Source organism: Marinitoga sp. 1154 (assembly GCF_013363285.1).
Classification (GTDB): Bacteria; Thermotogota; Thermotogae; order Petrotogales; family Petrotogaceae; genus Marinitoga.
Genome location: NZ_LBFB01000011.1, coordinates 16767 through 32446, shown reverse-complemented (window position 1 = coordinate 32446; position 15680 = coordinate 16767). Strand labels below are relative to the sequence as shown.

Annotated in this window: 14 protein-coding genes; 6 read left to right on the top strand and 8 right to left on the bottom strand. The window is 26.3% G+C overall.

All coding sequences use genetic code 11. The features are described 5' to 3' along the window. The first annotated feature begins 11 nt into the window (after positions 1 to 11). Positions 12 to 1019 (top strand): alanine racemase, encoded by a 1008-nt coding sequence (locus XO12_RS06510; protein WP_175419946.1) that lies wholly within the window; start codon positions 12 to 14, stop codon positions 1017 to 1019. Positions 1020 to 1205: 186 nt separating this feature from the next. Here XO12_RS06510 and XO12_RS06505 read toward each other — a convergent pair whose 3' ends face one another. Both XO12_RS06505 and XO12_RS06500 read right to left on the bottom strand, forming a co-directional pair. After that, entirely contained in the window at positions 1206 to 2048 is an 843-nt protein-coding gene (locus XO12_RS06505; protein ID WP_175419945.1) for a DUF4382 domain-containing protein, read from the bottom strand. An 88-nt stretch (positions 2049 to 2136) separates the two neighbouring features. Further along, positions 2137 to 2943, bottom strand: a complete 807-nt coding sequence (locus XO12_RS06500) for a DMT family transporter (protein ID WP_175419944.1) — start codon at positions 2941 to 2943, stop codon at positions 2137 to 2139. 214 nt (positions 2944 to 3157) lie between these two features. On the opposite strand from XO12_RS06500, the gene XO12_RS06495 reads away from it, so the two are divergent. The 5 genes from XO12_RS06495 to XO12_RS06475 all read left to right on the top strand — a co-directional run bounded on the left by XO12_RS06495 (position 3158) and on the right by XO12_RS06475 (position 6985). Continuing rightward, a complete protein-coding gene (locus tag XO12_RS06495) occupies positions 3158 to 4249 on the top strand; it encodes a PfkB family carbohydrate kinase (RefSeq protein ID WP_175419966.1) in 1092 nt (363 codons plus the stop codon). Next, a complete protein-coding gene (locus tag XO12_RS06490) occupies positions 4243 to 5151 on the top strand; it encodes a pseudouridine-5'-phosphate glycosidase (protein ID WP_175419943.1) in 909 nt (302 codons plus the stop codon). The genes XO12_RS06495 and XO12_RS06490 overlap by 7 nt, the downstream gene beginning before the upstream one ends. A 196-nt stretch (positions 5152 to 5347) precedes the next feature. After that, entirely contained in the window at positions 5348 to 6376 is a 1029-nt protein-coding gene (locus XO12_RS06485; protein ID WP_175419942.1) for an AAA-like domain-containing protein, read from the top strand. A 57-nt stretch (positions 6377 to 6433) separates the two neighbouring features. Continuing rightward, the gene (locus tag XO12_RS06480; protein ID WP_175419941.1) at positions 6434 to 6664 is read left to right on the top strand and encodes a hypothetical protein; all 231 of its coding nucleotides are present in this window, start codon (positions 6434 to 6436) and stop codon (positions 6662 to 6664) included. A 39-nt stretch (positions 6665 to 6703) separates the two neighbouring features. Next, the gene (locus tag XO12_RS06475) at positions 6704 to 6985 is read left to right on the top strand and encodes a hypothetical protein (protein WP_175419940.1); all 282 of its coding nucleotides are present in this window, start codon (positions 6704 to 6706) and stop codon (positions 6983 to 6985) included. 764 nt (positions 6986 to 7749) lie between these two features. Here the strand turns inward: XO12_RS06475 and XO12_RS06470 are convergent. The 6 genes from XO12_RS06470 to XO12_RS06445 all read right to left on the bottom strand — a co-directional run bounded on the left by XO12_RS06470 (position 7750) and on the right by XO12_RS06445 (position 15623). Next, entirely contained in the window at positions 7750 to 8055 is a 306-nt protein-coding gene (locus XO12_RS06470; RefSeq protein WP_175419939.1) for a hypothetical protein, read from the bottom strand. Between the two features lie 94 nt (positions 8056 to 8149). Continuing rightward, complete coding sequence (locus XO12_RS11230; RefSeq protein ID WP_217683659.1) at positions 8150 to 8638, bottom strand: hypothetical protein; 489 nt, start codon at positions 8636 to 8638, stop codon at positions 8150 to 8152. A 374-nt stretch (positions 8639 to 9012) separates the two neighbouring features. Next, positions 9013 to 10386 (bottom strand): ATP-binding protein, encoded by a 1374-nt coding sequence (locus XO12_RS11635; protein ID WP_368493432.1) that lies wholly within the window; start codon positions 10384 to 10386, stop codon positions 9013 to 9015. Positions 10387 to 10545: 159 nt separating this feature from the next. Then, positions 10546 to 12120 carry a hypothetical protein gene (locus XO12_RS06455; RefSeq protein ID WP_175419938.1) on the bottom strand — a complete coding sequence of 525 codons (1575 nt, stop codon included), beginning with the start codon at positions 12118 to 12120 and terminating at the stop codon, positions 10546 to 10548. A 16-nt stretch (positions 12121 to 12136) separates the two neighbouring features. Next, positions 12137 to 12895 carry an outer membrane lipoprotein-sorting protein gene (locus XO12_RS06450; RefSeq protein WP_175419937.1) on the bottom strand — a complete coding sequence of 253 codons (759 nt, stop codon included), beginning with the start codon at positions 12893 to 12895 and terminating at the stop codon, positions 12137 to 12139. A gap of 13 nt (positions 12896 to 12908) precedes the next feature. After that, the gene (locus XO12_RS06445) at positions 12909 to 15623 is read right to left on the bottom strand and encodes an RND family transporter (RefSeq protein ID WP_175419936.1); all 2715 of its coding nucleotides are present in this window, start codon (positions 15621 to 15623) and stop codon (positions 12909 to 12911) included. Between the last annotated feature and the right edge of the window lie 57 nt (positions 15624 to 15680).

Sequence of the window (15680 nt, the reverse complement as noted above, 5' to 3'; positions counted from 1 at the left end):
GTTTATATATCTTGAAGTATCCATTATTAATTATTGATTTAAAAAAAATAAAAGAAAATACAAAAAATGTAATAAAAATGTGTAAAGAAAGGGATATTGAGGTTGCTGCTGTAACTAAGGTTTTTGCTGGAAATTTGAAAGTTGTAAAAAGTATAGTTGAATGTGGAGTGGATATTTTAGCTGATTCAAGAATTCAAAATCTAACAAAATTTAAAGATATTAAAATTAAAAAAATGCTTATTAGAATTCCTATGATGAGTGAAATAGAAAAAGTAGTGAAATATTCAAATATTTCATTGGTGTCAGAAATTGAAACAATAATTGAAATTAATAAATATGCAAAAAAATCTGGAAAAATCTATAAAATAATTTTAATGATTGATGTTGGAGACTTAAGAGAAGGTATATATTTTGAAAATCAAGAAAAAATATATTCTGTAGTACAAAAAATTATAAAATTAAAAAATATAGAATTAAATGGTATTGGCGCTAATTTTTCGTGTTTTGGTGGGGTAATTCCAACAGAGAAAAAATTGAAGATGTTAGTAGATATAAAAGAAAATTTAGAGAAAAAATTTAAAATAAAGATAAAAACAATTTCAGGCGGAAGCTCCGGGACTCTTTCTCTATTTAATAAAATAAATATTCCAGAAGAAATAAATCAATTAAGATGTGGTGCATCTATAGCTTTAGGAATAGGTCTTAATGATAAACCGTTTAAAAATTTATATCAAAACACATGCACCCTTTTAGTTGAAATTGTTGAGATAAAAAATAAGGCTAAAAAATATGCTATATGTGCAATAGGAGAACAAGAGGTAAAACATGAATATTTAATTCCTATAGATAAAAACATAAAAATTGTTGATGAAAACCAGGATTATTTAATTTTGGATATTACAGACTCAAGAAAATTTTATAAAATAGGAGATGCTATTGATTTTTATGTAACTTATGGTGGTCTGCTTTCTTTAATGACATCAATTTTTGTGGAAAAAACATATATAAGTCATTGTTAATAATCCATCAAAAATAATTTTATAATCATCATGAACTAATTTAATTTTTCTTCCGTCTTTTTTTCGACTAAGGGCAAAGAAATATAAATTTTCATTTTATCCCCCCATTCTTTAAATTGTGTTGCACAATTTAATTATACTATAAATGAAAAGAGGTTGGTACAAATACCAACCTCTTTTTTTAAATCAATTTTGCTTACTTATATCAATATTTAAATCTAAATCAGAATTGTCTATAGTAATAATTTTTGTTGCATCTGGTGTATATAAGCTGAAATCTAAATCAACATCTTCATCTGGTAAGTTAATGTTTGTATAGACATTTATCGTATAATTTCCATTTTTATATTTTCCAAGATGAAAGTTTCCATTTTTGTCTGAAAAAGTTATTCTTAATAATGTTGAATCATCGCTTATAGTAACAATAGCTTTTGAAACAGGGGTTGAATTGTCAGTGATGTTTCCTTTGACTAAGTATAGATCATTGGCATTTCCTCTTCTGAAAGTTGGTTTTAATACGGGTGAAAGTTTATATATATCGTTATTACCCATTTGGTGTAAAGATCTCACAACGTCAAAATCCAATACCAATTCTCCGCCTTCTCCAATATTTATATCCACATTTGGTATTAAGATATCTGATTTCATAAGAATAACGGAATGATCTTCCCCTGCTATCGTAACTGTTGCATCTTTAACCGTCATTTTTAAGTTTACGAGAGTAGAGTTTTCGGGTATTTCAAAGTTAAATAGGGTTGTTTCTGTTCCTGCTAAACTTAGAATATCATATTCTTTTTCAATAGAAATAGGTGTTGAAGTTACAGTTTCACCGTCTACAGTTTCATAAGTATAGGTGAAATCTTTAATATAAACCCATAAACTATCAACTTCACTTACTGGCCTATCTGTTAAAAGAACCTTTACTGTTGAATTTACTACATCTGCATCTTCGTTTACGTTTGCAACACAACTAATCAATGAAAAACTCAAAATCAATAATACTAGTAAAATATATGCTATCTTCTTCATACAAATCCCTCCTTAAATTATTTTTGATGTGTTTTTAGAATAGTTATAAATTGCATTTTTATTATACATAATGAACCTTAGAAATTTCTTAAAAATTTGAAATTAGAATACTAAATAATAATATTACTGAACCTGCAAATTGATTTAATGTGATCTGTTCTTTTAATATAAAAAAAGACAAAAATGCTGAAAATATAGGTTGAACTAAAAACAGTATAGCGGTCAAATTACTTCCTATCTTTTTTTGATATTTCAATTGGAGAAAAATTACTATAATACTTCCTATAATTGCGGAATATAAAATTGTTAAAAAAGAGAACATTGAAATTTTAAAATCAATTTTGAAAAAGAGCATGGTAAAAAAACTAATTATAGTTACAGTAAGAAATTGAAAGGTTAATAAATCCTTTTCATTAATTTTTTTACTGAATTTAGTAATTAAAACTATATGTAATGCGAAACTTATAGCACATAATATCATTAAAAAATCCCCTAAATTAAAACCATTTATACCTCCAGATAAAAGATATGAACCTATAATAGAAAATAAAAATCCCAATCCCTGATATTTATTAATTTTTTCTTTATCTATTAAATAAGAAAACAATGGAATAAGTATTATATATTGAGATGTAATGAATCCTGCTTTTGTTGCTGTTGTATATTTTATGCCAATTATTTGGGATATGTAACCAATAGATAAAACTAATCCTAAGATGAAGGAATAAAAAAATTTTCCTCTTTTAAAAATAAAAAAAGAAATAATGGTTGCTATTAAAAATCTTAACGTAACATAAATTAAAGGGTTTGTATTTGCAAGCCCGATTTTTTGTATTGGAAAGGTGCTTCCCATTAAAACAGCAGCTAATAAAATATATATAATAGATTTTTTCATAATTTCCTCCAAAGTTTGTTATTACTTTTGGAATAACCTATTTGTATACTATTATAACAAATATTATAACAAAAAAACCACCTGATGGGGGTCTTTTTGTTTTTTTGGAATATAATAATCTTGATGTTTTCTTAATATTTTACTTGAAAAAACTAAAAAAATGTGATATCATAAACATATGACTAAAATAATAAACAAAAGTTTAGGTGATATTATGACAAATAGAGAAAAGGAAATATTAGAACTCGTAAAATCAAATCCATTTATAACTCAGGAAGAAATAGCCAGAATACTCAATATTGCCAGATCTTCTGTAGCAGTACATATAACAAATTTAATAAAAAAGGGATATATTTTGGGAAGAGGATATATTATCAATGAAAAAGATTATGTTGTAGTAATTGGTGGCGCAAATATAGATATAAATGGATTTTCGAAAGGAATTTTAAAAATGAAAGATTCTAATCCTGGAAAATTAAATATATCTTTAGGTGGAGTTGGAAGGAATATTGCAGAAAATATTGCAAGAATGAATATAAATGTAAAAATGATAACAGCACTTGGAAAAGATATGTATGGGGAAAAGATTTTGGAACATTCGAAAAATATAGGAATAGATATGAAAGATTCTATTGTCTTAAACGATTATAATACTTCAACATATTTGGCTATTATTGATGAAAATGGTGATATGGCAGTTGCTTTGTCTGATATGGATGCTTGTGATAAAATAGATATTGGTTTTATAAAATCTAAAAAGAAAATAATAGAAAAAGCAAAGTTGTGCGTAATTGACACGAATATTCCAGAAGAAAGCATAAAATATTTAGTTAATAATTTTAATGTTGCTTTTTTTCTGGATACTGTTTCGACTTCAAAAGCAAAAAAGGTTAAAGATATTGTTGGAAAATTCCATACAATTAAACCAAATAGGTTGGAAGCAGAAGTTTTAACTGGTGTCGAGATAAGAAACGATAATGATGCGAAGACAGCATGTAAAATTCTTTTAGAAAAAGGAGTAAAAAATGTTTTTCTAACTTTGGGTAAAGATGGTGTAATTTGTGCAAATAAAAAAGAATTATTTAAAATAAGTATACCAGAAATAAAGGTTATAAATGCAACAGGAGCTGGTGATGCATTTTTAGCCGGTTTGGTATATAGTTATTTAAACAACTATTCTTTAAGAGAATCTGTTGTTTTTGCGATAGGCGCATCTGTCATTACATTGTCTTCAAAAGACACAATTTCAGATGAATTATCTGTAGAAAATATAAAATTAAAAATAAAGGAGTTGGGATTATGTTAGAAAAGTATCTTGTTATATCTGATGAAGTAAGAAAAGCATTGAAAGAACAGAAACCAATTGTAGCTTTAGAATCAACAATAATATCTCATGGAATGCCATATCCACAAAACGTTGAAACAGCATTGAATGTTGAAAGAATTGTAAGAGAAAATGGTGCTGTACCTGCTACAATTGCTATTATAAATGGGAAATTAAAAGCAGGATTAACTGATGACGAAATAGAATATCTCGGAAAAAAAGGCCAAGAAGTAATGAAGGTTAGTAGAAGGGATATTCCATATGTAGTTGCAAAAAAAATGGATGGAGCTACAACTGTTGCAGGAACAATGATTATTGCATCAATGACTGGAATTAAAGTCTTTGCAACTGGAGGAATAGGTGGAGTTCATAGGAATGCTCAAGATACTTTCGATATTTCTGCGGATCTCCAGGAACTTGCAAATACAGATGTTGCAGTTGTTTGTGCAGGGGCAAAATCTATATTAGATCTAGGATTAACGCTTGAATATCTTGAAACATTTGGTGTTCCTGTAATTGGTTATAAAACGGAAGAGTTGCCGGCATTTTATACAAGAAAGAGTGGATATAAGGTAAATTTTAAACTTGATACACCTGAGGAAATAGCCGAATTTTTAAAGGTAAAATGGGAATTAGATTTAAAAGGTGGGGCTGTTATAGCAAATCCAATACCAGAAAAATATCAGATGGATTATGAGATAATAACAAAAGCTATAGATAATGCTATAAAAGAAGCGGAAAAACTTGGAATAAAAGGAAAAGAAACAACACCGTTTTTACTTTCTAAAGTAAAAGAAATTACTGGAGGGAAAAGTTTAGAATCAAATATACAGCTTGTATATAATAATGCGAAATTAGCAGCTCAAATAGCGAAAGATTTATAATTGAATTTGTCAAATCTCTATTATCCAAGAGTGTATAATACGATGTCTAAAAAGTTAAATTCACTCAGGCAGCGATTATCCTTTTACCCACCGTAGGTGTTAATATTTGCGAAGCAAATATTAAAATGTTTTTATTTTAAAATCTTAAATCTTTATCCTATAACCCGCTGTAAGCGTGTAACACCGGAGGTATATCATGAGAATTTTTTGTACATCGGGACCTGTTGATAAAAAAACATGTTATTATATTGAGCGACCAGATATAATGGAAGAAGCACTTGACCATATAGAAAATTGGAGATATTTTAATATTATATCTCCAGAAGAATCAGGTAAAACTACATTTTTGAAAACATTGATAGAAAATTTAAGAAACAAATATTTAACAATATATATATCATTAAATGGATATGGAAAAATAGGTTATGATGAATTCAAAAAAAAATTTATAAATGATTTTAGAAAGTCCCTTAAAGAGATGGGAGCGGATGAATTAAAAATAAAAAATTTAAAAAGAATAAATAATATTATTTTGGAAATAGCAGAAAAAGAAAATAAAGAAATAATATTGATGGTAGATGATTTTGAAAAATTAAAAACTTTAGAAGTATTAAATGAATTTTTGCATACAATAAGAGCGATGTTTCATATGAAAAAAGAATATAAATTGAGAAGTGTAATATTTTCAGGTGCAAAATATATTCCTATAATGCCTGATGATAAAGGGAGTCCTTACAACATAGCAGAACACATGGAAATACCCTACTTTACCAAAGAACAAGTATATGATTTACTTTCACAACACGAAACAGAAACAGGACAAATATTCGATGAAAAAGTAAAAGAATTAATATGGCATAACGCAGCAGGACAACCAGGACTAACCAATGGACTTGCATATGATTTAGTAATGAAAAAAGCAAAAGGAGAAAAAATAATAACAGAAAAACATTTTGAAAAAACGTTATATGATTACATGTATGTTTATATAGACAAAAACATAGCAAATATAATAAACAAAGCAAAAAATGAAAAGGATTTAATAATGAAAATATTATTTGAACCAAATAATGTAGAATTTAATATATATGACGAAAACATAAAATTCTTATATTTAAATGGTTTAATAGACAATTGTAATGGAAAGTGCTGTGTAAGGGTACCATTATACTATAAAGCATTATATGCAAGGTTTAAACCAAAAGTAAATATTGATAATAGTTGATTAACGATGATTGAAATAATAGTGATTATCTATATAATTTTTGTGAGGTGCGTCTAAATGAGACGAGCTTTCGGATTATTAAGCATAATAATATTTTTTATTTTTACAAGTGTTAGTATTTTCATTAATAAAAATTGGTGGAATATTCTCAACTATACTTTCAGCAAACTTGGAAAACCAGCGCTCGCTTTATCGCCATGGATTTTTTCTGTAGGAGTCATAATCGGTGGAATTTTTATGAGTATCCATGGATTTCTTGTTATTTCACACTCCGAAAACAAACTTTAGATTGTTGGAGGCTCTTATGTTATACTATCAGGAATTTTTATGATTCTTTCTGGGGTTTTCTCTGATGGGACGAAATCACACGATTTTATAGCGCTTTCTACATTCTTGTTTTTCTATACTGGAAACCTATTATACGGTCTTGGAAGCTATGACAAGAAGATTAGAAATTGCTTTATAACCATTTTTATTGCCGCAATTGTTGGACTTTTACTCCCAATATGGCCGTCACTCGGGATCCTTGAAGTTTACGGTTTATCTTTGGTTGTTATTGAATGTATACTAATTATCTATGAAAAAGACCCTGTTTTATCCTTAAAATAATATGTTTTGTCTTATATCATAATTATATTTTAATTAATAACAAAAAATCAGGCTTTTTATGCCTGATTTTTTATTTCTACATTCAGAGGTTTCTTTCTAAATGGTCCCTCACAAGAAAGGTAACACCATTACAATGCTTGTTTTGTTGTATAATATATAATATTATATACATTATATAATAAATATTATTTGAAATTTTCTACTTTTATATAAAATATATTATATATTTTATATAAAACAATGAATAATATAAATAAGATTTTATAAATAGAAGATTTGATATTTATATTATATATAAATTATAATATATTTTATATAGATAAATTATATTTATAATATAACATATGAAAGATATACAATTTATAAAATATATACAATGTATAAATTTACTTCTGAAAAAACTGTGTATTTTCAAAAAAGTAAATCATTTATTTTAAAAATCACTACTTTTATAAGCGATAAAAATAGTTAATAATGTCTATTTTATGCTTTATTAAGGCTTTTTTATTAACTTCGGTAAATTTTGATTTACCGAAGTAAAAGGAGGAGATTATCAATCAATACTGCTAAAAAATTTATTTATTTAAAATCTGCGATTTTAGACACTATAAAAAAAATCGGATGATTATTTTATCATCCGATTAATAAAACACCTTTTATATCGCAAAATTCTTTTTAAGAAAATATTACATAAATTTTACTACAAAATGAATAAAAATCATATAAACAACTTTCTCTTTTGAACTTTTATAAGATTATTAATATTATTTTTTTTCTGATATATCCATATTAACAACAAAATAATCCATTAAGAATTTAAAAATCAAAATATCCAGGGATTGCTTATATGTGAAATGTGAAAAATATCCATAAATATAAAATACAACTCCATATAAAAAAACAGAAATTATAAAATTCTTAAAATTTCTCTTATTCTTTTTCGTTCCCATATATTTTTCTCTGATTATTGCAATTATTATAATCATAATACTGGTTAATAAAAATTTAAGAGATATAATAGAAGGATATTTATATGTAAAAGGAAATTTTGTAGTCAAAAAACTTGGCATCAGATACCAATAAAAAAAAATTTCAAAAATAGTGTATAATATTGTAGCTTTATTTTTCTTATCCAATAAAAATATTTTTTTTATATCAATCACCTCAATAAGTATATAATACTTTTTTAAATTCTATTTTAGTTGAAAAAATTTCGTATCCTGCTATATAAAAATCAATGTTATATAATCCTAAAAATTTTTGTGTATTTTGTTTAAATACTACTGTAATGTTTTTATTTGGATTTGTGAAATCTGGAGATATAACATTATAATATGCATTATATATTATATCATCTTTTGTTAATACACAAAAAACAGGTAAATATTTATCGCTTGTCTTCACTATCTTAACATCCGACAAAAAATATCCATCTAAAAACCCGCCTGCAAATCCTCCAGCAGCACCTCTTACTGCTCCGACTATAGCACCTCCAACTGCGCCACTTATAGCTCCTTGAACTCCACCATTAACACCATTCGCAGTTCTCTCAGCCACTTCCCTTGTTTTACCAGTTGCATAATCATGCAATTCCATATTATACAACTTCCAGTAATCACTTGATTCGTGAGAAATACCATCGTTAATATACATTCTATCCCTCCTATTTGATAGTTTCTAAAAGTGTAATAAAAAGAATGGATTTTTAAAGTTATCATTTTCACTTATTTAATTCATAATAATTTTATCAAAAAAAAAAAAAAATCAACAACATTGAAGTAAATTATTTCTAAATTTTTCTTTTCATAAATTTAATAAATTTACACAATTATTATATCATTTGATATATTATTATTGTTAAATTTTCGTTTAATATGAGTAATATTAATCAAATATGTCCTTTTTAAAACCAGGCTATTTTAGACTCGATAAAAAAATCGGATGATTAATTTATCATCCGATTAATAAACACCTTTTATATCGCAAAATTCTTTTTAAGAAAATGTTACACACAAATTATTTATAATTTAATGAATACCATCACTATTCTTTAAAATTTCCCATCCTTTTTCGGCTGTGAATTCAATGAGAATTACTTTTTCTTCTTCTAATAACCTTATTAAATTTTCTTCAAATCCACTTTTTGAAACAAGAATAAAATTATCTATCTCCATCTTTAATCTTTCTGTTTTAAGTTTTAGATTATAAAAATCCTTTACATTCATCTTTCTATTTCTCCATTTTATTTCCGCTGCATAAATTTTATTTTCAAAATCCTTTCCCATCATATCTATTTCAATGTCCTTATTCCAATAATTGCCTGCTTCGATTAAATTAAATTTTTCTTTTAAATAATTTATACTCTGTTTTTCAAATTCAAAGGATACATATTGTGGTAAATCTTTTTTTATAACTTCCAGAACATTTGAGTAGTCATTTAAATCCACATTTTCCTTATATGGAAAAATATATCTATACCAAAAATTAAATAATTGATCATCTATCTTATACAAAAAATTTTTTATTCTATGTGGATTTTTCGTAAATGCTGGATATATTCTTTTTACTATCTTTAGAAGTTGAAGGGATTTTAAATATGGTTGTATTTTCCTGGAGTCTTTTTCTCCAATAAATGTTGTTATCTCATTGATCCTTGTCTTTCCGTTAGCAAGTGCTTCAAGAATAGATTGATATACAGAAGTTTCCCTTAATTCTTGAGTTAAAATAAAATATGGTTCTTCTTTCAATGGAGCGCCAAGCGTTAAAAATAGCTTTTCTATATTCTCAAAAATATCGATATTATTATCCCATAATTGTAAATAATATGGAACGCCTCCTATAATTGAATAAACAATCATTAAAAAATGATAATCATAATTCGGAAGAAACAAACTAATATCTTTAAAAGCAATAGGATTCAACATTAAATTTCCTGTTTTCCTTCCATATAATGGATTATTATAACTCAAGATACCTTCCATAAAACTTATGCTTGATCCACATAAGATTAGTTTGATTTTAGAATTTTCAAATTCATCAATCAATAATTGAAGTATTGAAAGCATTTCCTGATTCTTTTCAACCATATACTGAAATTCATCTAAAATTAAAATTAAATTTTCTTTTTTTGATAATTCAAACAGAATTCTAAATGCATCTTCCCAGTTTTCAAAAGTAATTTTGCCAAAATTCAAAAATTCTCCTACTTTCATTGAAAAAATTTTTAACTGTTCTTTTGGAGAAATTTTTCTTGCAGTATAATATAATGTATTTTTGTTTTTTGATACTTCTTTTAATAAAAAACTCTTCCCAATTCTTCTTCGGCCATATAATATAAAAACTTCTTTTCTATTGGAATTCAAAATCTTTTCAAAAAAATCTCTTTCTTCAAATCTATCTATAAAAATAATTTCACCTCCAAATTAAATTATACTAAACTAAATTAGTATAATTTAAATTAGTATAATTTCAATGTAATTATATCACAAAAAAATCAATTTTACTATATTGTATACAAAAAATAAAAGCTTTCCAAAAATGGAAAGCTTTAGAAATAATTTTTAGAAATATGCTTTTATATTAAGAGAAATTGAGTTTGTTGTTTCAAGTGATTTCATCGGATGATTTTCATTTTCTGCATATGCATATTTAAAAGAAATTCCTGGTTCAAAATTATCTATTCCAGAATAATAAATTTTAACATTTGCCATATATCCTGGAAGATATGCATCATTAATTTTCGCAAAATCAATAAGACCTAATCCTTCTAAATTAAAATTGTTAATCTTCATTTTTATATAAGTATCTCCACCAAATGAAATATGATCCTTTAATTCCTCATTTGGAAGTCCATTAAATCCTTCAATCCCAAAAGTAAACTCTTCACCTGAAGTATATTCTATTCCAAAAACCCCTTTTACATAATATTTCTCAAAAATCTCAACATTTGTTGATGATGTTGTTAAAACAGTTTCAGTTGGTTTTGATGTATCAGGTACATAATAAGATGTATTTACAATAACATAATTTCTTTCAGGCATTATAAATGCTGCCTCACCATGATAACTTATAGAATCAAAGAAGTTTGAAACTCCTTGAAGATCTATTGTTATTGAATTTCTCTTTGGTCTGTAAAATACAGTTTTTGATATACCTGTTCCATCTCCAGAGTATGAAATATCAATTTTTTCTGGAACCATAAAATGGTAATGATCATGAACAAATCCAAGTTTTATGTCATAATCCATAATATTCATTGAAATCTTTGATTCAAAATTTGAATTATAAATTGACAATTCATCTGTTGATGTTGAATTTGCTGTAATTGTATTTACTTTATATGCATCTGATAATGATAAAAGTGTTTGACCAAGATATATTTCGTTTATCTGTTCATCAGTAAAACCTATTGTCTTTAATGTTGATGGATTTGCAAGGAATTGATTGATTTGATCCTGAGTTAATCCTTTACTTAAAAGTGTTTTCATTAATTCTTCTGTTGCACTTTCTACTTCTTCGTGTTTTGCTTTAAAGATATATGTTAATGTAGCCTCATTTTCTGCAATTATATTTTCGTTGATTGTTTTTGGATATAATATAAATTGAGGTATATCATCATAAACTTTTGGTGTAAAGGTTAATTCATATCCATAATCGTTTATATAACCATTTATTGTTATTCCATCTACAGGCAATGGTTTTAAGTCTTCAAAGATATTTATTCCATTATGTGCATTTAAAAGAACAGATGGACTATATAATGTTGCACTTCCGTTATCCTGAATAAACCTTCCAAATCTTATTGTCGTATCATTTAAATAAACATCTGCATATCCTTCATTTAAAATATATAATGCCCATGGAAGTGAAGGTTTTATTATATAAGAAGGAATTAAAGATTTATATGTATCTCCAAGATCTATTTCATAATCAAAACCATCTATTTTAAAGAAATCTATTGACAATTTGTAATAAAGAGTATCGAGTTCATTTTCAATTGTAATGTTTGTTTTTAATCCACTAAATGTAGTTGATGCATCATTTGAAAAATTATATCCATATATATAATTTATATCCCCTGCAATTGCAAATATTGAAAAAATTAATAGCATTATTATAATAATTGATTTTTTCATAATTATAACCTCCTGATTATTGATATTTCAACACAGGTTTTGAAATATTCCTTTTGTTGAAAAATCTTTTTGTAATGGAAATATCGAACTCTACATTTTTAATAATCAATATGGTTGAGTGATTTTCTTCGAGATTATTCAATTCAATTTTTGTTGCAAGAATATGTCCAGAAAAATTCTTTACGTCACTAAAATTCATAACTTTTATCAATTTATTAGCTTTGTTATAAAATTCAATCTTTTCAAATAAAAGATCTTTTTTAACAATAGTAGCAACTATCTTTCCATAATCGCTATCTGATTCGTGTGGAATTATTTCCACAATATATTCCTTTTCTGTTTCATTGATCAAATTAGCATCATAATCACCATTTTGTTCGTTATAAAGTAAAGATATATCGTTGTATTTAAAGTCAGAGCCCACGAATTTTCCGTTTTTTGCGCCACCGGATATTCTCTTTGTTTTTCTGTATGCAGGCATATAAAGGTATATTTCATCGTCAGAAAGTGTTAACAAAGTTATCCTTTTAACTTCTGCAGGTTTATTAAATCTTACAAGTGCTAACGTATCTTCTCCATCATGCATAAGATACATATCAAACTCTCTTTCTCTTATTTCACCGTTTGAATTCTTTAATTGCATGGTTACAAGTGATTTTTCTGTTTTGAAATTATCATGTGCATCTTTAACTTTATCAAGTACATCCTGCCCTGTCATTGAAAAAATCGAAATTACAAAAGTCAATAAAATTACAATACTAATCTTTTTTCTCATAAATTTCTCCTCCTCACTTTTTTTGTTTTAAAATAGAATCTTTTGAAAATTTATTTAAAAGATTATTATTTAACATAGTCATCAATATAGGGAATATTGTTAATGTTAAAATTGGGGCAACAAGCATAGCTGTAGCTGTTAGAATTCCAAATTGACTTAACATTCCTATTTCAGAAAAGATAAATGTTGCGAAACCTAAGATCACTGCAAAAGAATTTATAACTATTGCTCTTCCAGATGTTGCAGATGTTCTTACAGCAGCTTTAAATTTATCTTTACTTAATCTATACTCTTTTTTAAATCTTGTAAGATAATGAATAGTATAATCAATACCTGTTCCTATTGTTATTGATGCAATTGTTACTGTTGCAGCGTTTAACGAAATTCCGGTAATTCCCATAATTCCAAAATTTACAATTATTGTTAAAGTAATAGGTATTAATGCGAGTAATCCCAATATAATGGAATGCATTTGCAAAGCGAACAATATAAATACAAGAACATATGCAAGAATCATACTTTCTTTTTGATTTTCAAATACCATATCATTTACTTTGTTCGTAAGAACTGGAATTCCCGTAATTCTAACCTTTAAAATTCTTTTTCCTCCAGGAATTGGAACTTCTTCATCATTTACATATTGTGAAAGTTCTTTTATTTGGGCATTTGAAATACCTAAATCCATATTTTTTAATTTTGTTTCAATATAATTTGCTCTTAATGTGGGTTCGTAATCATATATAAAGTATTCATAATATTCTGAAATATATTCATCTACTTCTTTTCCATTTAAGTAATTTTCAAATGTTTTTATGCTGATTTGTTCCTCACCATATTCTTCAAGATATTTATTAAATAACTTTAAAATATAGTTTTTATCAAGTTCATTTATTATATTTTCTATATTTATTTTTTTTGTTTTTATAAATAGATCTGTTATCTGTGATATATATTTGCCTTTTCTTGAAATAATAAATTCCTTTATTTCATTTCCAAAAGCTTTAACATGTTCCGGATTGTCTATATCAAATTCTTTAATTGTGTATTCTGTTAGTATATTTTCATTAATATAGTTCTTTAATTCTTTTTCAAATATTTTTACCTTGCTAAAACTTTTTGTGTTTACCATCATTTGAGAAATTGATTCATTTGCTTCTTCAGAAAGTATCTTATCTATACCTTCGCTACCTTCAATCAACATATAATCTTGCTCCATGGCTGAATTAGAACCTGGAATATATTTTATGCCGGTAAATCCTTCTGTTAAATTGGCAACAACATCTCCAATATTGGTAACCTGTGAAATTATTTCATAATTTTTAGAGAATTCAGATACATCTCTTATGGCTCTATTAAAATAAAAGTCTCTAAAATTATTTTCATTTTTTGCAAGAAAATCTACAAATATATAATCATTACCTCCAAAGTTTTCTCTTAAAAATTTAGAACTCTGAACCATATTTGTTTTTGCGCTCATAAAATTTTCAATTTGCATATCTGATTTGATTTTTGGAATAAAGAATGTTGTAATTAAAACAACTCCTATAATCAATGAAAGTGTGAGAGATCTATGATGAACCAGTTTTTCTGTTATATATTTTAAAATATGGCTTTCACCGTCTTCAGAGAGATTTATTTTTGATTTAGGTTTAAAGATTATAAGCATCGATGGAACAAATACTGTTGCCATTAATAAAGCCAAAGCTATACCAAGAGAAGTAAAGATACCAAGTTGCCACACTGGTGTTAGGTCAGCAGTCAACAAAGATAAAAATCCAGCAATTGTAGTAAATGCACTTAAAATAACAGCAGTTCCAACATGTTTTAATGTTTCATTTACTGCTTGTTCGGCAGAAATACCTCTATGCAATTCTTCATAATATTTACTTATTATATGTATTGAATATGCAGTTCCTATACCAACTACCGCTATAGGCACGGCTGATGTTGTTATATTAAAATCTATTCCAAGTAATTCCATTATTCCAACTGTCCATATATCTGCAAGCAATACAGAAATAATTGGTAATAAAACGCCTGCTATATTTTTGTAACTAAAATAAAGTACTCCCATAACGAGAATTAAAACAATAGGAATAAGTTTTAAAAGATTATCCTTTACTATTTCTTCTATTTCTCTGTTGGCAATAGCAGTTCCGAAGATATAATAATTAACATTTGCATTTTTAAAAACATTTTCCACTTTTAAGCCTGCTGATTTTTCTTCTACATTTTTCTTTAATCCTATAGCAAATAATACGCTTTTCCCATTTTCAGAAATAAATTTTCCTTTTATCATTTCATCATTTTTAAGCTCTTTTTTTAATAATTCAGGTTCGTATGAATTCTTATTTGAAAAATCATATGTTGATTTAAGATTTCCAACAGAAATGTCTCCATCTTCTGTGGTACTTATTCTTGGGGCATTTACAGGTGATATAACATTATCCACAACATCTAGTTTTTTTAATGTTTCAGTTAGTCTATAAATTTCATCAAAATGTTTATAAACATCGTCGTATTTCACTGCTGTCAAAATCATACCGTTTAATCCAAACCTATCTGCGACTTCGTCATAAATTAATTTGTCTGGATCGTTCTTTGGTACATAACTTGAAATGTTGTCCCTTACGCTAACTTTTGAAGCATAAAGACTAAAAAAAGCTGTTAATACTAACATAGAGACAACTATAACAGAAGCTTTTTTGCTGTTTAACTGCATTTTCATCCCTCCTTATATTTGGTGGCAAATATTGAATAGTTTTACGTTTGTATTTATACCCCT